The following is a 19437-nucleotide window of genomic DNA, read 5'->3' as shown; positions in this document are numbered from 1 at the left end:
GTACGCCCACGGCCCGGACGCCGAGACCCTCGCCGAGGAGTACGTCGAGCTGATCCGCACTTGGGACCGTGAGCACCGCGACGGTTCGGGCGCGCGGATCGAGGTGTTCCCCGCCGGGACCCCGGACGACGACCTGCCGCACGGACGGCTCGTGGACAAGAAACACACCCGAGTCGTCATTACCTGGCCCTGACGCGCTTGGCCGACCCCGGCTGGGTGCGACGACGCCGGTGACACCGCCCCGAAGGCGGTGCCGAGGCGTATCAATCGTTGGCGGTAGCCCTGGTCTTACGTTTCCGGGTCTTGGTCGTCGACTCGGTCTGTGCGGCTTCGAACGCCTGGGTGATGTGGGTGGGAATGCGACCGCGGTCCGATACGTCGAAGTTGTTGCGGCGGGCCCATTCGCGGATGGCCTGTGCCTGCTCGTGACCAACGGTGGCGGGTGAGCCACTGGTGTCGGACCTGGTGCCACGCTTGATTCGTCCACCGGTGCGACGGGGGTGGCCGACGAACTCGTTCAAGGCCTTGCGCAGCTGCTTGGCGTTGCCCTCGGTGAGGTTGATCTCGTAGCTGGCGCCGTCGAGCCCGAAGCTGGCGGTGTGATGTTGTCGGACTGGCTGCCGTCCAGGTCATCGACGAACTGGACCAGCACTCGCTGTGCCACGGTGTCTTGCTCGTTCCATTGATAACTTCCGGCTCCAGCCCCGATCACCAACCCAGATGTCCACACGGGCCCTTGATCCGAACCCGAACGGCTCGGTCATGGACCATTGTGGATGAGTGCTGCCCACCAGTCGGGTCGATCCGGATATGCGGTGCGGAGTTGGTGTGTGACATGGTGAAGTGCGGTGGCGGCGTGGTCGGCGGTGGGTGTGGCGGGCAGCTGCTTGTAGAAGTTGGTCGCGGCAGTGGCGGCGATGCGGTCGTTGAGCGGCCATAGGCTGGCGATGACGTGTCGAAACCCGGCCAGTTGGAAGGCAGATGCCAGGTGCAGGGACTCGTCCGCGAGCTGCAGTCCTCGGTCTGCAGTGGAGCAGGCCGACAGGTAGGCCAGTTCGGCGTAGTCGAGTTCCAGTTGGCTGATCTGCGGGAGGGCCAGTTCGGCGTCATACAGGAGGAGCGCGCTGTGGGAAGGAGTGACGGAGCTGGCCTTCGCGTGGCAGGCGAAGTGTGCCCAGGTGGTCTCCGGGAGAGCGGCCAGAACCTGGCTGGTGGTGGCTTGCTCGTCCAGGAACAGGTGGCTGCCGGGCTGGTGGGTGTGCACGGTTGTGGCTTCGATGGTGCTGCCGGGCAGATCAGGCCAACCAGGTGTGTGGTGCAGGGCGACGGTGAGTTGCCGGCGACCAGTCGCTGGTGGACGGGTGCGGGCGTGCGCGAGGGTGCGCAGGGTGGAGGTGTAGGAGGAGACGACGGTGTCGAGGGCGCCGGGTTGTCCTGGGTGGCCGGCGGCGTGGAGGGGGAACAGGCCAAGTAACCCGGTGGGAAGCCACCACACCCGTCGTAGAGTGGAGGTTTCGTCGGGTGCGGGAGGCAACGCGGACAGGACGGGTTCCACGATTTTGTCCCACAGCCAACCGAGAATCTCGGGGAGCACCTGCTGTCGCCGCCGGATCGCGGCGATGGTGTTGCCGTGGATGGCCTCGAGAAATGCCCGGGCGCTGGAGGTGACGTCGCCGGTTGTGAGGCCGTGTAGGGGGACGTGCACCGGGTCGGTCCCGGCGGTGATGATGATCGCGTCGCTGCGCTGCTCTCCGGTGTTGACCAGGATCACCGCGCCCCCGGCGGCAGCGGGTTGCAGGTCGGGCAACCGGGGTGGAAGAAGGAACTGGGTAAAGCCGGGCTGCTGTCGGATCCAGTCCAGCAACTCATCATGCTCGGTCAACAGGCTTCTGCGGCGCTCGATCGAATCAACGGAGTTGAGTCGGTCCCGCACCCGCCGAAACTCAGCGGCCAAGTCGGGGTGGGCGTGGTTGAGGTCGGTGAGATCGGATCGGGAGTCAAGTTGCGCGGCCAACAGGATCCCCCGGCCCAGCTCCGCCGCCTCCACCGCCCCGACAGGGTCACCGATCGCACAATGTGCCGCCACGGTCTCCCCGACCAGACCCCGCTGCCGACCGAGGTGGTACTCTTGGTCGTTCCACCCAGATTCCCGCGGTGTGACCAACGGCCACAGCCTCACCGCAGCATCCAACACCTTCACAGCGATACCGTGCTCGCCCACCGCATGCGCCAGGAATCCCAGCACGCGCAACGCATGGGCACAGTCAGGCGGCGGCCCTGTGGCCACAGTAACCTGATCGGCCAACGCGCGTAGCGTCTCGGAGTCGACGCCCTGCCCACCCACAGTCCACCGCAGATGATAGGAGATGATCAGGTTGTTCAGCTGCGCGGCTCGGTGGTGGTGGTCAGGTGCGGCACCCAGTGCATGCCTGCTGAGTTCGATGGACTGCTGGATGTCGGCTGGCATGCGCCTTCGCTGGTATCGCTCGCGGTATGTGTCGCCGAGGTTAGACAGAATCGAGGCCCGCTGAGGGTGGTCCTCGGGTATGGATTCCGCCGCCTCCTGGAGAACATCCATGGCGTCCTGGAGGTATGTCCACTCCCCATGACTCCTATACCGGAGAAGATGAGCTCCGCCGAGATTGGACAACCGCATTCGCCGGTCGGGATGGTCCAGGGGTGTGGCTGCCACAGCTCGCGTGCCCAGTTCAGTTGACTTTTCGAGGTCGGTAATATCCCCGCCTCGTTCAAACCGTACTTGATAGGCGCTGCAGAGGTTGGACATTTGCACGGCCCGTTCGGGGTCGTTGTTGGGCGTGGCATCCAAGGCTTGATTCCCCAGCTTGATGCCGTGGTCAAGGTCGGCCACCACCCCGCCGCGCTCAAACCGTTCCCAGTAGGCGATGGCGAGGCTGCTGAGGAATTCAGCCCGGCAAGGGTTATCCTCGGGTGCGACCGCCAGCACCCGCTGGAAGCTCTCCACAACCAGATTGAAGTTGGAGAGAACTGCCCCCTGATGAAGGTGATCAGGATGCGTTGCTGCCACTGCCTGTCGGGAGCGACTCACCGCATCGACGAGGTCGTGCATGTCTCCTTGGCGCCAAAAACGCTCCATGTACGCGGCGCCGAGCATGGACAAACGCGCAGGACGGTGGTGATGGCCCTCCGGCGTAGCCGCCACCGATGCGGCAAGCAACCAGATGCCGGAGTCGATGGCAACCAGGTCGTCAGTGGTTTCCGCGTCACTGTCCTCATCTTCGGTGGCAGGTTTGTGGTCATCTCCCCGGCGCTCGGCTCGGAGCTCGACCGGCGGCCCGAACTTCACCCCGGCGTACTCCATCAGCGCGAAGAACAGCTCGGCTTGGCGAGAGGCATTGGCAGAAGCGCCCAGTACGTCCTGGAGAGGTTGCGGGATCGTGGCGGAGTGCGCATGTGGTGCGAGATAGGCGATGGCTCGGGCCAACTCCCAGCCACACGGTTCGACGAGAGCGACAGCTCGGGGGACCGTCGAATTGAGCATGAGGTGATCGGGCAGAGGGCTGTCAGGCAGCTGCGCAGTAAAGCGCAGTGAGTGCAACCACCCCAGGGCGTGGTCTGCGTCTTCCAGGCGTTGATTGTCTTCTGGCGTGGGGTGCTTGGAGTTGTCTGGCTGCGCGGCTTGCCGCAACTCTTCTGCCTCGGCCAACGCGTCGTCGCATAGCACGGTCTCGGCGCGCCGAGAGCGCAGGTATTCGTCGGTGCGCTGGCGGACTCGTCGCAGCAACTGGTTGAACAACACGCTCTGAACTCCCTGATCTGACCATCCGGCTGAAGATCCCACGTATGTGTTCACAGATAAGATTTACATTGAGTTGCCGTGGCAGCAGTTGACGATCCCGGCGTCCATCCTGGCGATCTTTCGTCTCGAGCCCGTCATCGTACTCACAGTGACAAGCATCCTCGCCGTCCGCGGGCGGCGCATCGGGGGTCGCCCTGAGTTCGACACATCGGGGATCGCCCTGAGTTCGACCCTGAGGCTCGGCGAGCGGACGTTCCGGGTATCACCTGGATGGGGGCGGTGGGCTTGGCATGGGAGCATCACGAGGTGGCGACATGGGGTGGTGTTGTCCTCGTGGGTGGCCTCTGGCAACACGAGTACCCTCGAGCACGCGTGGACCCACGCTGGCGATCGCAATGCCGAGTTGACGGGGCTTGTGGAGGCGACTCGACATTGCTGTATTTGTCAGGATCCGAACAGTCGATCATATAGCCCTTAGTAGCTACGTGCATGTCGTCAACTCCCTGGAGCGCAAATGAAACCGCTGACGAAAGTTGATCTTCTCCTCGGCAACGGAGTGCGTTCCTACCACGCCAGTGACATCCCCTTTGGAAGCGTCACGTTCCACGGCATGCGCATCGACGCCCTGACTGACGCATCCGCCGAACAAGATGCATATCTGATAAAGGTGAACTACGATATCGAGTTCGAACCCGAAGCGCCGCCACCAATGTGGGCAGAGATCGGCATCCGCTTCACCTCTCGCGATATTCTAGTCCATGACGCGCTGCCGAGATCGGTGTCCGAACCAATCCCGCCGACTCGGTACGCTGTGACAACACAATTGAGTTTTATTCCCTTCGAGCCGGATATGTCGGGGCGGGTGCTGCACGATCACGTGCCCCTGCCGGCGATAACCCCCATCGTCGAATGCTTGGAGATCGGTAGTCCGGGTGTGCGCTGGAGGCGCAGGGGCGATGTGGGTGCGGGTTCGCATGTCGGATGGCTGACGGTTGTCACGCCTGCCGGATGTCAGGAGTTGGCCGGAAAGGTGGTCGCAGATTACGCGCTGCAATCTTCCGATAGCTTAGGTGTCGCGCCTCGGAAAGGACAGAATGACGGGTTCACTCTTCGACTTCCAAGCAGTGCTGTCGGCGCTGGGATCAGCATGCGCCTGGGCTTCACGGTCGATATTGTCAGTTACACCACGCGGACGATACGTAAGGCCGAGCAACTCCAGACACGCCTTCTGAGGCTCGTCCACAAGGTGATGGCGGATGCAGGTGTGCCCCTGGGTGAGAGAGATATTCAGGGTACCGGGGACGGGTTGCACGGGTTCTTCCCGCCGGATACCGATCCGACGAGGGCGCTGAATGCGTTGCTGACGGCTCTGCCGCAAGCGCTGTCGATTGACAACCGGGCTCGTGACGGTGATGAGATGCAGCTGCGCATGGCGATTGACCACGGCACAGTGGGGCTGGGCCCGCTGGGCTTTACCGCTGACGCCGTCATCAATTTCTGTCGGCTGGTGGACAGCGCGCCGATTCGTGACGCCGTCACGATCCACCCGGACGCCTCGGTCGTGGTGCTTGTCTCCGAGATTGTCTACAACTTGCTCATCACTCGGTTCGACAAGTTCGCCGCGACCAACTTCGAGAAGGTCGATGTGGTGGTGAAAAACTACCAGGCGCCAGCGTACTTGATGATTCCCAAGGAGAGGTCGTGACGCAATGCCACTAAGTTAAGCGTTCTTCCGAGCCGGCAGGGGCTGTCGAAGCCGGAACGACGCGATCCAGCTACCCTCGTCGATAGTGGTCGGCGGGAGCATCGGACTGCGTGGTTGCTGGCCGCCAGGTGACAGGAGTGGCAGCCACTCTGGACTTGGCGACGACCAGGGGTGGCGTCCTCGCGGAGGACAAGGCTGGTTTTGGTCGCGTTGCGGGCCAGAATCACACAGCGCCAGCCGGCGATGCGCCGGGAGTTGCGTTGCGGAACGGACCGTCGGCCGCTCGCACGCTGTCGATGTGTCCGGCGGCAGGCCCTCATGTTCCAAGGCGGCGCGGAGTTCGGCGCGCGGGTCGTCAGCGGCGGCGGTGGCCAGGTCGATGACGACCAAGCCCCCCATCGCCGAGATTTTACATCTCACTATGGGCTTGTGCGGCGACCGTGGGCGCGGCGGCTGCTCTTTGCAATACTCACGAAGATATGGGGCTCAGGGTCATTAAAGGTCAATATTGGATTACCGTCTGTGTCGCGCAGTTCAACAGAGTCAGGCCCTGAAATAACCGTGAGCTCTCCCCAGGGATGCGATATGCAGATGGATCGTGGGCGGGCTCAGGGTCAGATTTAACATCAATACTGTCCCAAAAATTGCCGGCCCTTGTCACCATTGCGGCGAAATATCGAGATCTCGCGCGACGAATGCATATCCGGAGATCGTTGCGATGGCTGTGGGGGCAGGCAGTCTCAACCGGTCGACACCCGAACGGAACGTCAATGAACATGGCGTCGACGCTGGGACCACGGAGGTCCACCTGATCGAACAATATCTCGTCATCGAACATGTATTGTTCAGCAACGTAGGCGCGAACAGTCTGCTCGATTTGCGTTTTTCGCTCCTGCTGCTCCTCATGATTTTGGCGCATATTGACGAGGGCGTCTACATCATGTCCTTCGCCGTTATTCGCATCGATCAGCGCCTGATGTGTGGGGCAGGGCAGGGTCAAATATTCGTAGCTATCGAGCTTATCCTTTGGATAGGAGTGAATGGGGTGCGGCCCTCCAGGACGAGCAGACCGGATGTGAGCCTCTTCGCCAACAACTCCGGCTGGTTCCGGACGGCTCAGGAGGCTGGCGGAATGCGACCGTGGAAGTGATCACCGTCGAAACCCTGCTGATCACCTGCATGGGCATCTTATACCCGACACCTCGGACTGCGAGTGGTCAATCAACGCGCCGCAGCACGTACTGGACCAGGTCCAGCGCTACGGCGGGCTCGCTGTCTCCATCGTCACCAAGGCCCTGCCGAGCCGGTTCGCCCCAGACGACATCGCTCCCGCGTTCAAAGACCAGGAGGCAGGGCTGTGACGAGGGGACGGGTCTTTCGGCGGCAGGATGAGAAGTACCACCAACTCATTCGCCGAGTAGAAAGACCGTCCGATGCTCCACCGTAATGCCCCGTTGTCCGTGAAGGCCGCCGCCGTCTGATCGAGTGGTGCCGGACGCGTCCGATCGCGCATGTTGCCGCTGAGATGGGGATCTCGCGGCAGTGCGCGTCCAAGTGGGTCAGCCGTCACGACAAGTACGGTGACGCCGGCCTGCTCGACCGGGCCAGTGTCCCGCACCACGACCGTGGCGGTTGAGAACGACCAAGCCCGGTCGATCATCACCGAGTGCCGCCGCCAGTGGACGTAGCGGGACAGACACCGAGTGCGCTGGCCGATTGAGACCGAACGACGCGTCGAGACCGCGCGCTATGCCTACGAGTCCCGCTCCCGGGGCGGTCCTACGCAGCAGGCGTGGCTTCGTCGAAGGCAACGCTCACATCGAACTCGGCTCTCCGCGCCGGCCGCAACCGTCGACCAGGGCGTAGCACTGGCACCCGTGGATGCTCTGTCGGCACTTGGTATCCCGGACCCACCTGGCCGGCGTGCTCATCGCCGCCTGGCGCAACACCCACCGCCACCAGACGCCGCATGCTGGCAGAACGCTCTCGCCCGCACCCACCGATGGACTCAGATCATCATGCTGTGACCTGGCCCTCCCAACAGCATGACCGGCGCTCCGCCGGTACGGTTACCCCGGTGCTGGCTGTCTTCGATCTCGACAACACCCTCGTCGATCGCACGGCCGCGATCGCTGCGTGGGCCCACGAACTCAGCGAAAACCGAAGCTTGGGGCCCGACGCCGTTGACTGGATCCTCAAAACCGACGACAACGGGATGCTCCCGCGCGGGACATTCGCCGACAAGATCAAACAGCACTTCCAGCTTCCCGACACTGTGCAGACGCTGCAACGGGACTACGAGCGCCGCTACCCGCAACACATGCGTTGTGAACCCGCGGTCCTCGACGGACTCACCCGGCTCCGCGTGGACGGATGGCGCGTCGGCGTCACCACCAACGGTCTGACAGCCACCCAGGACGCAGTCCTCCAGTGCACCGGCCTCGCTAACCATCTCGATGGCTGGTGCATCTCCGAAGCCGAAGGGGTGCGCAAACCCGACCCCGAGATCTTCACTCGCACCGCACGCCGCTGCGGCGCGAGTGAAGATCTCATCGACGCCTGGATGATCGGCGACAGCCCCACCGCCGACATCGAAGGTGGTCACGCCGCCGGCATGCGCACCATCTGGATCCGCCACAGCCGCACCTGGCATGCCCCTCCCGCCCCCAACCACACCGTGGACACCGTCATCGACGCGATCGACATCCTGCTCAATCACTCACGCACTTCAACTCGACGTGGATCGCCAAGCCGTCGAACCTAAGCCGAAAGGTCCGTCGAGACGCCCGCCCGCCAGGCGACATGGTCCCGCCGCAGGACATCACGCTGTACCTGAAACGGCTCACCGCAGCCGACAACAGCACCCCGCAGCCACGAAGCGAGCTGGCGTAGCTGTACACCCGCCGTAACGAAGCCGTGCCTTAAAGTCCTCGACCTGCCGCCCGTTATGGCTGCAGGGCACCGACTGCGCGGGCCTCGCCGAGGACACCGCCTTCGCCGACGAGGCGCGGGTCTGACGGAACAGGCTCGGCGGAGACCTCTACGACGCCTGGCCGATCTCACTCGCGGCACTTCACGGCCTGGACCACGTTCTGCCCCGGCCACGTGCATACCACGACCACGCGATCGCGACCGCCTCGGCCATCAACGCGGACGGTGTGGCCCGCGTGGTCCCGAGTCCGCCCCAGACGTCGCTGTTCCACGTCCACCTGTTCATAGGGCCGTTGGTGTTGTCCGAGCCAGCTGTAGTCCATCCGGCCGGGCTGGTTGTTCGGCACGTTGTCCGCGTCGGCTGTGCCGTCGCCAGTCAGGGGTCGATGCCGGTACCCTCGACCGCGACGATCTTGCCGGAGTGGCAGGCGATCAGCCGGTTGTAGCCGTCGCCGGCGAGACAGCCGGAGGCGCCGATGCGCACCGGCTCACGGCACGTCGCGTACGGGAACCGGAATCCCGTCGGCCCGCCAGGACTCCTCGGCCGCCGCCAACGCCGCCACCACTCGTGCGCCGAACCACCCGTCCGACAGCGGACGTTTGCCCGATCCCACGCACGCCAGGAAATGCGCGAGTTGGTCCACAATGGGTTCCCGCGCGGCGATATGCGGCGCGACCGTGTCGCCGTAACGATAAGCCTGTTGGTGCGTGCCGGTGCCCGTCGACATGTCGAGTATGACGCCCTTGTCGTGCACCTTCACCGGCTCGTCCGGCTCCAGGTCGTCGTAGACGATCATGCTCTCGTCGCCGACTACGACCATGCTGCGCACCTTCCTCGGTGCGAGCCAGGAGACTGTCACCGAGGCGATGATTCCCGACGGGAAAGTCAGGTCGATGAACGCCACATCCGGCCGTTCCTGGTGCAGGATGCCGCGGGCGCTCGTGCTCGCCGTCAGCGGGTGTTCCTTGAGCAGGTGCAGGACTATCGAGAAGTCGTGCGGTGCCAAATCCCAGATGACGTTCGTGGCGGGCTGGTGGCGCCCCAGGTTGAGTCGGGACGACATCACGTAGCGCACGTCGCCGATGCCGGTCGTGGTCAGTCGTTGGTGCAGCCATCGGACCCGTGGGCTGAATAGGAACGTGTGCCCGACCATCAGGACTCGTCCGACTCGCTCAGCCAGTTCGGCGAGCGCCACCGCGTGTCCCGTGTCGGTGGTGAGCGGCTTCTCGACGAGGACGTGTCGGTTCGCCGCCAGGGCGGCGGCTGCCTGCTCGGCGTGGCAGGTGATCGGTGTGGCGAGGATGACCGCCTCGACCGCCGGGTCGGCGAGCGCGTTGTCCAGCCCGGAGCGGCACGAGACGGACGGATGGTGCCGGGACGCCCACACCAGCCGCGCCGGGTCCTGGTCGACCGCCATCACCCTGCTCGGTCCGACAAGCGACACGAGACCGCGGAGCAGTTTCTCGCCCCAGTAGCCAAGGCCGACCAGCGCGATCATCGGGATCGTTCCACGCCTGCGGACAGCACACTGCCCAGCACGTCCACGCAGCGGTCCACGTGGTCGGGCGGAATACCGGGATAGAGCGGGAGGGACAGCACACACGCCGCATGCGTCTCGGCGTTGGGGAGCGCTCCCAGGGGTGGGAGCCCCTGACCCGGCACCAGGTCCGCCGCGGGCTGACCGTGGATGGGCGTGGGATAGTGAACACCCGTCTCGATACCGTGGTCGTCGAGAGCTGCGCGCACGTGGTCGCGATCGGGAACCCGCACGACGAACAAGTGGTGCGCGTGCCGCGCATGCGGGTCGATGGTGAAGAGGCGTACGTCAGGCAGTTCGGCAAGCAGCCGCCGGTAATGTCGCGCCGTGGTCTCCCGCTGCCGCTGGGCGATCTCGAGGTGGCCAAGCTTGGCGTTGAGGAACACGGCCTGCAGTCCATCGAGCCGTTCGTTGACGCCCCACTCGTCGTGGACGTTGTGGGCGGTCATGCCATGCTGACGGAGCGCGACGACCCGCCTGGCGAGGTCGTGGTCGGACGTACTCACCGCGCCGGCTTGCCCGAGTGCCCCCAGGTTCTTCGTCGGGTAGAAGCTGAACGCCCCGGCGTCGCCGAGGGAGCCGACCGGTTTCCCCGACCACCGGCCCGCCAACGCCTGGGAGGCGTCCTCGAGCAGGAACAGCCCGTGCCGGTCGGTGATGCGGCGTAGGCTCGTGACGTCCGCGGGGTGGCCGTAGAGATGTACTGCGATCACCGCGGACGTGTGTTGCGTGACCGCCGCGTCGACCGCGTCCGGATCGATGTTTCCCGTTTCCGGATCGATGTCCACCAGAACGGGTCGGGCACCCGTGGCGACGACCGCCTCCGCGGTGGCGAAGAACGTGTTCGCCGGCAGGATCACCTCGTCGCCGGCCCGCACTCCGGCGGCGGCCAATGTGAGGTGCAGCGCCGCGGTGCCGGAGCCAACTCCCACCACGTGCGCCACATCGACCGCCGCGGCGAGCCTGGCCTCGAACGCCTCGACCTCAGCGCCGGAACCGAAGTCGGCGCGGTTCACGACCCTGTCGAATCCCTCTCGGAACATGGACAGGTACGGGGAATTCACAGCGGTCAGGTCGATGAACGGTATCGTCCGCATCGCAAACATCCTCCAGATATCAAGTAGCCACTTCAAAGGCGATGAGAAATCCGACCACTGCGCAATAGAAGCACAAGCGGAAAAATGTCTTCGCGGTCAGTTGAATACGCATGCGGTTCATCTCCAATCATTCCGTGGTGGACACGGCAGCCGGCAAACCGTCGGCCGTGGTCAGCTACGATGGCCGTCCAGGCCGGGATACCAGGGTTTCGGTTCACGCAGCTCAGCGTGCACGGCGACCTTGGCCCGGCACCAGCGCTCCTGGAATGTGTTGGAAACGGTTGGAACGGCGACACCGCGACCGGAGGAGGGCTAGTGGGCGACGTAGGGGCGGGATCGTCAGCGCCTGACGAGTTGGACAAGATCAGTTCAGTCGCCGGCTTCGGCGCGGAGTTGGGCCGCCTACAAAAAGCATTCGCCCGCCGCACCGGGCGGGCTGTCTCGACGCAAGGGCTGGCCAAACGTATTGGTACCAGCAAGAGCAGCCTGTACGGGTACCTCCGGGGTGACAGGCTCATCCCTCACGACACACTGCTTTCCATGTTGCGTGAGCTGGCGATCGACTACCGCGGGCAGTACGCGAAACAGCTGCTGGCCACCTGGAATCGGCTCGACAGGCCACCGCCCGTGTCCACGCCCTCGACGCTGCCGCTCGACATTGAGTCGTTCACCGGCCGCGCCACGCAACTCACCACGCTTGACCAGCTCCGACGCAAGAGCCGCACGACCGCGACGGTCACTGTCGTGACAATCTCCGGCGTCGGCGGGATCGGCAAGACAACCCTGGCCGTGCATTGGGCGCATCAACGCAGGAACCGATTCACGGACGGCTGTCTCTACCTCGACCTACGCGGCTTCCGCCCTGACGATCCGCTGTCGCCCGACGAGGCGCTCGCCGCGCTTCTACGCCGGCTTGGCGTCCCGGGATCCAGCATTCCTGTCGAGCCGGATGAACGCGCCGTGCGCTACCAGCAACTGCTCACCAGCAAACGCATGTTGATCCTACTCGACAACACGTTCTCGTCCGAACAGGTCACCCCACTGCTCCCGCCTGGGAACTCACATTGCTTCGTCGTCATTACAAGCCGCAGTACGCTCGACGGGCTCGTGGCGAAGCATGCCGCTCACCATGTCACCCTCGACGTCCTGTCACGGAACGAAGCACGGGAACTGCTCACCAGCCGCCTCGAACACCGGATCGTCGACAAAGAAGGCACGGCTGTCGCCGACATCCTGCACTTCTGCGCAGGCCTGCCGTTGGCCATAGCCATTGTCGCCAGTCTCGCCAACACAAAGCCAGCCATCACGTTGGCTGACATCGCCGCGGACGTCCGGGAACTCGGAGCTGACGCACTCGAAACCGATGACCGAGAAGCAAGCATAAAAAATATCCTGTCGTGGTCCTACAGCAAGCTTCCGCATGACCAAGCGCAGCTCTTCGCGCTACTTGCCATCGCACCGGGACCAGACATCAGCGTCTCTGCCGTCGCTAGTCTCGCAAACCTTTCCAGCATTACTGCGAAGAAGCTCCTTCAAAGTCTCGAAAACGCCTCTCTGGTAACGCAGCACGCCCCCGGCCGATACCGTATGCACGACCTCGTCCGCCTGCATGCCCGCGACGAACTAGCGACAACGGGCCGAGAGGCAGCAATGCGACGGGTAGTGGACTTCTATCTGCATACGGCGCATCGTGGAGAGGTGCTGCTCTTCGCGTCACCAATCCCACTATCTCCGCCCATGGGCGGCACCCAACCGTTGCCTTTGGAAAACGTCGAAGACGCGCTGTCATGGTTCGACCTGGAGCAGGTGAACCTGCTTGCCGTCCAGCAAGCCGCGCTCGAACACAAGCTCTATCCGGCTGTATGGCTGCTCGCCTGGGCGATGACGACCTACCACTGGCGGCGATCCCGACGGAACGAGCAAGTCACAGTCTGCGAGGTGGCACTGGCAGCCGCCAATGCCTTGGATGACGTGGAACCAAGAACGCGTACTCATCTGCATCTTGGTCGTGCCCTTGTGCAGACTGGCCGCCACGAGGAGGGGCTCGTACATCTCCGAAGCGCGATGACTCTCGCGATAGCGCGCGACTGCATTGCCGATCAAGCGCACATCCATATGGCACTTTCGTGGTCCTGGGGGATCCGGGGTGAAGAAGAGCACGCACTCGACAATGCGATGCATGCCCTACAGATGTACGAATCCCTCGATGACGAGCGTAGAACGGCAGAGGCGCTCAACGTCATCGGCTGGTGCGCGGCCAATCTGGGCAGGTACAACCAGGCGCAGGGGGCACTGCCTGGTGCGTTGAAGCTGTTCCGCCGCCACAATGTGCCCGCTGGCGAGGCCGCCGTGCTGGACGCGCAGGGGAACCTGGCATTTCGTACGGAACGTTTTGAGGAGGCGATCGAACTCTATCAGCACTCCATCAACACGTTCCGCGTGATTGGTGACGTCTATGCCGTTGCCAACGTCCTGGACAGATTGGCCGAGGCGCATGCCGCCGTGGGTGAGCACAAGAAGGCCTCATCGACCTGGGAGCAGTCGTTGCAACTGTATCGAGAGCAGGCCCTTGACGTGGAAGCCACGAGGATCCAGCGGCGCCTGGATGCCCACCGGCGAGAAGGTGAGGCCGCTCCAACGGCGCACGGTCAACGGAGTAGGTGACGCACTCGCCGTGGCGGGGGTGCGTCCGGCGCTCCGGCTGGTAGAGCCAGGCATTGATGGACTCGCAGTCGATAAAAGGCGCTGACACCATCGGGGCCGACACCCGGGGCTACGACGCGGGCGAGAAGATCCACGGCCGGAAGCGGTTCATCGTGACCGACACCTTCGGGCTTCTGCTGGTCGTGCTCGTGCTGCCCGCCAGCGTGCAGGACCGCGACGGCGCGCGGAAGCTGCTGCTCGAACTGCGTCACCGCCAACTCCTGTCCCAAGCCGTCAGCCGTGTGCGGCACCTGTTCGCCGACGCCGGGTTCGCCGGCGCTCTGGTCGACTGGGCTCGAGCCCTGCTCAAGACCACGATCGAGATCGTGCGCAAACCCCAAGGCCAGAAGGGATTCGCCGTCATCCTCCGAAGGTGGGCCGTGGAGAGAACACTCGCCTGGCTCACCGCCCATCGACGCCTCGCCCGCGACTACGAACGTCACCCCGCCACCGCCGAAGCCATCATCCGCTGGGCCGCCATCGCCACCGGCACGGATGGTCGTGGCGGACGTTGCCGGGCAGCGCCCAGCCTCCCGGCCGGGCGTGGATCGCAAGGCCACGACCGTTGTCGGCGAAGACGGTCGCGCGGATGCAGCACCCAGCCTTCCGGCCGGGGGAGGATCGCAATGAGCGGGATAGTCTTCTGGTCAGCGAACGGCGCAAAAAGGCGGCAACACGGCGCAGACGCGCTCGAGATCGACAGCGTCCAGGACGTCGTTTGAAGGCTGACTATTGGCACAGGGTCCGTGATTTCTGTAGTCATGCCAGCAGCGCGATGAATGTGCCGAGTAGCATCGTGGGCCCTGTTGGTATGTGGGTTCGTCGCAGTAATGCAATTAGCACGGCGAGTGTTGTGAGGGCGAATGTGGCGGCTCCGAGGTCGAGTGTTTCCCAGCTGTTCCAGGCGAGGGTCCAGCCGGTGATGTCGGCGAGGCGTACGTCGCCGGCGCCGAGGTTGCCGGGGGAGGTGAGGGCGATTGTCAGGTAGAAGAGCAGTGAGATGGTCATGCCGCTGGCTGCGCGGAGGGCGTTGGTCATGTCGCCGTCGAGGAGGGCGCTGGCGGTGAGGGGTGCGATGACCGCTGCGTAGGCGGAATGGATCAGCGGCAGGGGGAGGCGTTGTTCTCTCGCGTCGATGATGGCGAGGGGCACGGCGAGTGCGGCGAGTGCGCTGTAGCTGATCAACTCGGCTCTGGCGGGGGTTCGCCAAATCAGGATGGCGAAGAGCGCCGCGGTGATCGCCGGTGCTACTGATAGTAGGAGGTGCCGGGCAGGGGGCCGGCGTGCTAAGTGGACTGTCGCGGGTCGGAGCGCCGCTCCGAGGATGAGGCCGGTCACTGTCCAGATCAGCACGTCTCCCGAGGTCGTCACGAGATTTCCCCCGCCGTCAGTGCGGCGTGTCCGACCGGTGAGTGGGTGCTGGACAGGCACCTGCGGGTGGTCACGTTGTGTGCTTCTTCGTCCACCGTTTGGGTATATCTGTCGCATGTGGGTCCCTGACCTGCGGTTAAGCGCTTAGCGTCATGCGTAGGGGACACGACGAGATCGTCGTCGAGGTGTTTGTTCGACGGTTCGGGGGGACCATGAGCATCAAGAGCGGGGTCAGCTTCACCTCTGTACTGCGGGTCAGGGAGTTCCGCTATCTGTGGGCGGCGGAGCTTTTCTCTGTTGTGGGTGATCAGCTTGCGCGGGTCGCGTTGGCGTTGCTGGTGTTCGCGCAGACCTCGTCGGCCAGTCTTACGGCCCTGACTTATGCGTTGACGTTCGTGCCGTCGGTGCTGGGTGGGGTGTTGTTGTCGGGGCTGGCTGACCGGTTCCCTCGTCGGCGGGTGCTGGTGGTTACCGATCTGGTGCGTGCGGGGCTGGCGGGCGCGATGGCGGTGCCGGGGATGCCGTTGCCGGTGTTGTGGGCGCTGGTCGGCGCGCTGAGCATGGCCAATGCGCCGTTCAAGGCGGCGCAGTTGGCGATCCTGCCGCAGGTTCTCGACCGGGAGGCTTATCGGACTGGGCTCGCGTTGCGGCAGATCACCGCGCAGGCGGCACAGTTGGTGGGGTTCGGCGCTGGGGGTGTTCTCCTGGTCGTGGTCGAGGCCCACCTCGCCTTGGCGGCCAACGCCGCGACGTTCGTGGTCAGTGCCGTGTTGGTGGTGTTCGGAGTCCGCGCTCGGCCCGCGGCGGCCGAGGCCGGGGCCCGTGAGGAGGGTGTCGGCGAGCGGACTTCGATGGGTGCGGTGTGGCCGTTGTTCGCGTTGGCCGGCCTGGTCGGGCTGTATGTGGTGCCCGAAGGGCTGGCGGCGCCGTACGCGGCCGGCCTCGGGGTGCCGCTGGGCGCGGCGGCGGTCGGGGTGTTGATGGCCGCGGACCCGGTGGGCAGTGTGCTCGGGGGATGGCTGTCGGCCCGGGTGCCGTGGGCGGGTTCGGCGCGGGTCGTGGTGGTGCTCGCGGTCGCGGCGGGGGCGCCGTTGGTGGTGTGTGCCTGGGCGCCGGCCTCGGGGGCGGGGCTGGTGGTGTCGGTCGCGGCGTGGGCGCTGTCGGGTGTGTTCTCGACGATCTTCCTGGTGCGGCTGCAGGAGATGGTCATCGACCGGGTCCCGGACGCTCGACGGGGAGGTGTCCTGGGGCGCCTGTCGTCCTGCTTGTACGCCTCGCAGGGAGTGGCGATCCTCGCCGGCGGTATCGCCGCGGACGCGATCGGGCCGTTCCGGGCGGTCGCGGTGGCCGGGTTGGTGGCGATGGTGTTCGCCGCGGCGATCGGGGGAGTGTGGTGGTGGGCTCGTTCCCGCCACGAACGGGTGATCGGGAACGAGCCGGAAACGGTTGAACTCGCGCATCACAGGTCCTTGTTGTCCATCGCGGGTACCTCCTCCCCAGGTTCGGACTGCTCGCCCGACCCCGAGGTCGAGGTGCCGGTGGACGACCGGGGATCGGGTGGAGACGCACATTCGACCGGTGCAACGTCGTCCAGTCCAACACAGACGATGGTGTCTGGTGAAGGAATGAGCCGAGGTTTCTCGGTATTTCCGCGATCGTGGCGGCAGTGTCGGTTGTGGAGGTTGCCCAGATCTGGACGCCGTTACGTGATCGGTGTTGAGCTCAGTGCTGTGGTGTCGACCGTCTGGTTGGCGTTGCGTTTCCCGGCAGGTCAGTGGGACATTGTTCTGTTCACGGTCATCGTCGTGCTCGGTCTGGTGTGTGCTGAGGCGACGAGGCGGGTTGAGGGGATGCGTCGTCGGTTTTCCGACACGCCGCATGTGAACATGAGTTCGGTATGGACGTTGTCGGCGGCGTTGGTGACCTCACCCGCGCTGGCCGCGGCGACGGCGGTGGTGCTGTACCTGCATATGTGGCGGCGGAGTTGGCGGCAGGTCAGTGGTATGCACCCGTATCGGGTGGTGTTCAGCGTGGCCGCGGTCGTGTTGTCCTGCCACGCGGCCTTTCTGCTCGACGGAGCGCTTCCTGGGCTTCCGCCGACCGCAGCGCATCCGGCTGGTCTGGTGGCTCTTGCCGCGGTGATCGTCGCGTATTGGATCGTGAACTCGGTCCTGGTCGGGCTCGCGATCTCGTTGCTCCGTCGGGACCGGTCGATCGGGCGGCTGATGGGTAGTTGGCAGGAGAACAGTCTCGAGTTCGCCACGTTGTCGGTCGGTGCGATCGCCGCGCTGCTGCTCGGCTGGTATCCGTGGGCGGTCGGGCTGGTCTTGTTTCCGATCTTCGTGCTTCATCGCAGTGTGTTGGTCAAGCAGCTGGAGCACGCCGCGACCACTGATGAGAAGACGGGGTTGCTTAACGCTGGGACCTGGCATTCGTTGGCGAACTCCGAGTTCGATCGGGCCAGGCAGCACGGCACCCAGCTCGGTGTGCTGATGGTCGATATCGATTACTTCAAGCGCGTGAACGACCGGTACGGCCACCTGGTCGGTGACCGCGCGCTGCGGGCGGTGGCCGATGCCATGTGCGAGGCCGTTCGCGGCATGGATTTGGTGGGGCGGTTCGGTGGCGAGGAGTTCGTGATCCTGCTGGTCGGCACCGATCACGCGACGAGCGTGGAGATCGGTGAGCGGGTGTGTGAACGGGTGTGTGCGGTGCGGGTCGAGGACCCGATCAGCGGCGGGTCCTATCCCGACCTGCGACTGAGCGTGTCGGTGGGAGTGGCGACCAATCCCGACGCCGGTGCCGATCTCAACGAGGTGCTGCTCGCGGCGGACACCGCCGTGTTCGCCGCGAAGGACGCCGGCCGGGACCGCGTCCTCGCGGTTCAGCTGTCCGGGGGGAGCGCGGCTGGCGCGGACATGGGCAGGTCACCGCTGTAGCTCTGCGCGTGGCGGTTGTGCTGTGCCCATTCGGCGAGCGGTCGTATCGCGCTGAGCAGAGACCGCCCTTTGGGCGTGAGGCTGTACCAGGTCGCACCGAAGTTGCCGGGTTCGGTCGTGCCGGGTTCGGCGCGTCGGGCGATCAGTCCGTCGTCGTGCATCCGCCGTAGGGTGTCTTCCAGGACGCGGTCGGTCAACGGTCGTTTGTGTGTGAGGCGACCGGCGCGGTCGTCGATCGCGTTGACGGCGGGGAGCACGTCCTTGCGGCGCGTCTCTCCCGGGGCGAGCGCGGCGAGGACCGCGACGGTCCATTGTCCTCGTAGGACCTCCAGCACTTCCTCGACAGCTTGCCGGTACGGCACATCCCAGCCCTCCATGGTTCTACCTAACACGACTGTCCACACAGGCCGCACGTAGGTGCTGGAATTGTTCGTGTCGGGACATCGGTGGGCTACCCCGATCGGGTGAGAATCGTCGACTGAGTGTGACCTCAGTGGGCATCTGACCTTGCACTCAGCCGAGCACGGCGGCGTAGGTGTGGTGCATCCAGGTTGGACTGCCTGGAGACGCACAAGGGGATCGCGTGGTGGCCGGAAGTCTCGATTCACCCGACTTGCCGGCGGGTGTCCGACCACCACGCGATCCCGATCACGAGGAGGTCAGCATTATCGTGAGAACTCGACTATCGCTGTCGCGGTTGTTCGCGTTGATCGCGTGCACCGCGATCGCGTGCACGCCGACCCCAGCGCCGAATCCGTCGTCTCGTTCGTCCACACTCGCGTCGACGCCGAAGTTGTCGTCGAGTGCGGTGGAGACGGCTGGGTCGGCGGGGGAGGTGGCGGGCCGGCGGGCGGTGGAGGCTTATTTGGGGATGTGGCGGAACATGGCTACCGCGGCTCGTACCTCGGACTCGCGTTCTCCGTTGTTGGGTGTTTACGCGACTGGTGAGGCGTTGTTGACGATTTCGCGTGGTCTTTACGCCGATTAGCAGAACGGGTTGGTGACCAGGGGGGAGCCGAAGAATCATCCGACGGTGTCGCTGGTCGAGCCTTGGGGCAGTCCCAGCACGGTCAGGATCAGCGACTGTGGTGACTCGACGCACNTGGATCGGCAGGCCGATGGCGCTTGGCGGGTGTCGGGGTTCGTCATCGAGGGGGTGGGCTCATGCTGAGACCGTCCACGGTTCTGGGTGTCGCGGTCGGGATTCTGGTGGCGTCCGGTCCGTCGGCGGGGGCTGATGGTTGGGGTTCGGTCGACTGCGACCACGCCTCGACGCCGCAGTGCCAGCTCGAGGCCGGTGAGCAGGCCACGACCCGCCCGCAGCGCCCCGCTTCCAGCGCGGGGAGTCGCCCGTCCGAGGGCGCTTCTCGGCCGG

11 protein-coding genes and 4 pseudogenes are annotated in these 19437 nt (G+C 64.9%); 9 read left to right on the top strand and 6 right to left on the bottom strand.

What is annotated here, in order from left to right:
• A pseudogene (locus tag ACYVIP_RS28075) lies at window positions 1-193 on the top strand (methyltransferase, FxLD system); the annotation flags it as partial.
• A 70-nt stretch (window positions 194-263) separates the two neighbouring features.
• Here ACYVIP_RS28075 and ACYVIP_RS28070 read toward each other — a convergent pair.
• Both ACYVIP_RS28070 and ACYVIP_RS28065 read right to left on the bottom strand, forming a co-directional pair.
• A pseudogene (locus tag ACYVIP_RS28070) lies at window positions 264-664 on the bottom strand (histone-like nucleoid-structuring protein Lsr2).
• 96 nt (window positions 665-760) lie between these two features.
• Window positions 761-3778 (bottom strand): CHAT domain-containing protein, encoded by a 3018-nt coding sequence (locus ACYVIP_RS28065; RefSeq protein WP_460401621.1) that lies wholly within the window; start codon window positions 3776-3778, stop codon window positions 761-763.
• 514 nt (window positions 3779-4292) lie between these two features.
• Here ACYVIP_RS28065 and ACYVIP_RS28060 point away from each other — a divergent pair.
• The 4 genes and pseudogenes from ACYVIP_RS28060 to ACYVIP_RS28045 all read left to right on the top strand — a co-directional run bounded on the left by ACYVIP_RS28060 (window position 4293) and on the right by ACYVIP_RS28045 (window position 8247).
• Window positions 4293-5483, top strand: a complete 1191-nt coding sequence (locus tag ACYVIP_RS28060) for a nucleotidyl cyclase domain-containing protein (RefSeq protein WP_460401619.1) — start codon at window positions 4293-4295, stop codon at window positions 5481-5483.
• Window positions 5484-6201: 718 nt separating this feature from the next.
• Window positions 6202-6633, top strand: a complete 432-nt coding sequence (locus ACYVIP_RS28055; protein ID WP_460401617.1) for a hypothetical protein — start codon at window positions 6202-6204, stop codon at window positions 6631-6633.
• Between the two features lie 283 nt (window positions 6634-6916).
• A pseudogene (locus ACYVIP_RS28050) lies at window positions 6917-7104 on the top strand (helix-turn-helix domain-containing protein); the annotation flags it as partial.
• Window positions 7105-7560: 456 nt separating this feature from the next.
• A complete protein-coding gene (locus ACYVIP_RS28045; RefSeq protein ID WP_460401615.1) occupies window positions 7561-8247 on the top strand; it encodes an HAD family hydrolase in 687 nt (228 codons plus the stop codon).
• Between the two features lie 655 nt (window positions 8248-8902).
• Here the strand turns inward: ACYVIP_RS28045 and ACYVIP_RS28040 are convergent.
• Both ACYVIP_RS28040 and ACYVIP_RS28035 read right to left on the bottom strand, forming a co-directional pair.
• The gene (locus tag ACYVIP_RS28040) at window positions 8903-9913 is read right to left on the bottom strand and encodes a Gfo/Idh/MocA family protein (RefSeq protein ID WP_460401613.1); all 1011 of its coding nucleotides are present in this window, start codon (window positions 9911-9913) and stop codon (window positions 8903-8905) included.
• Window positions 9910-10968 carry a DegT/DnrJ/EryC1/StrS family aminotransferase gene (locus ACYVIP_RS28035; RefSeq protein WP_460401611.1) on the bottom strand — a complete coding sequence of 353 codons (1059 nt, stop codon included), beginning with the start codon at window positions 10966-10968 and terminating at the stop codon, window positions 9910-9912. Before ACYVIP_RS28035 ends, ACYVIP_RS28040 begins: the two co-directional genes overlap by 4 nt.
• Before the next feature lie 396 nt (window positions 10969-11364).
• On the opposite strand from ACYVIP_RS28035, the gene ACYVIP_RS28030 reads away from it, so the two are divergent.
• Window positions 11365-13713, top strand: a complete 2349-nt coding sequence (locus tag ACYVIP_RS28030) for an ATP-binding protein (protein ID WP_460401609.1) — start codon at window positions 11365-11367, stop codon at window positions 13711-13713.
• Between the two features lie 53 nt (window positions 13714-13766).
• Window positions 13767-14240: pseudogene (locus tag ACYVIP_RS28025) on the top strand (transposase); the annotation flags it as partial.
• A gap of 271 nt (window positions 14241-14511) precedes the next feature.
• On the opposite strand, the gene ACYVIP_RS28020 reads toward ACYVIP_RS28025, so the two are convergent.
• Window positions 14512-14937: a hypothetical protein gene (locus ACYVIP_RS28020; protein ID WP_460401607.1), complete on the bottom strand. Its 426-nt coding sequence runs from the start codon at window positions 14935-14937 to the stop codon at window positions 14512-14514.
• A gap of 398 nt (window positions 14938-15335) precedes the next feature.
• On the opposite strand from ACYVIP_RS28020, the gene ACYVIP_RS28015 reads away from it, so the two are divergent.
• On the top strand, window positions 15336-18062 hold the full coding sequence (locus tag ACYVIP_RS28015) for an MFS transporter (protein WP_460401605.1): 2727 nt from the start codon (window positions 15336-15338) through the stop codon (window positions 18060-18062).
• Here ACYVIP_RS28015 and ACYVIP_RS28010 read toward each other — a convergent pair.
• A complete protein-coding gene (locus ACYVIP_RS28010; RefSeq protein ID WP_460401603.1) occupies window positions 18008-18439 on the bottom strand; it encodes a winged helix-turn-helix transcriptional regulator in 432 nt (143 codons plus the stop codon). The two genes, ACYVIP_RS28015 and ACYVIP_RS28010, sit on opposite strands and share 55 nt — an antisense overlap.
• 787 nt (window positions 18440-19226) lie before the next feature.
• Here ACYVIP_RS28010 and ACYVIP_RS28005 point away from each other — a divergent pair.
• Window positions 19227-19437, top strand: a 211-nt coding sequence (locus ACYVIP_RS28005; RefSeq protein ID WP_460401601.1) for a hypothetical protein, incomplete at its 3' end; no start/stop codon positions are given.

Source organism: Actinophytocola sediminis (assembly GCF_054779715.1).
Note: the sequence above shows the minus strand (reverse complement) of the source record. Positions and strands in the feature narration are given on the sequence as shown.

Coding starts and splice junctions, on each gene's coding strand:
- ACYVIP_RS28060 (WP_460401619.1), top strand. CDS start 4,293: ATGAAACCGCTGACGAAAGTTGATCTTCTCCTCGGCAACGGAGTGCGT.
- ACYVIP_RS28055 (WP_460401617.1), top strand. CDS start 6,202: ATGGCTGTGGGGGCAGGCAGTCTCAACCGGTCGACACCCGAACGGAAC.
- ACYVIP_RS28040 (WP_460401613.1), bottom strand. CDS start 9,913: ATGATCGCGCTGGTCGGCCTTGGCTACTGGGGCGAGAAACTGCTCCGC.
- ACYVIP_RS28015 (WP_460401605.1), top strand. CDS start 15,336: ATGAGCATCAAGAGCGGGGTCAGCTTCACCTCTGTACTGCGGGTCAGG.
- ACYVIP_RS28010 (WP_460401603.1), bottom strand. CDS start 18,439: ATGGAGGGCTGGGATGTGCCGTACCGGCAAGCTGTCGAGGAAGTGCTG.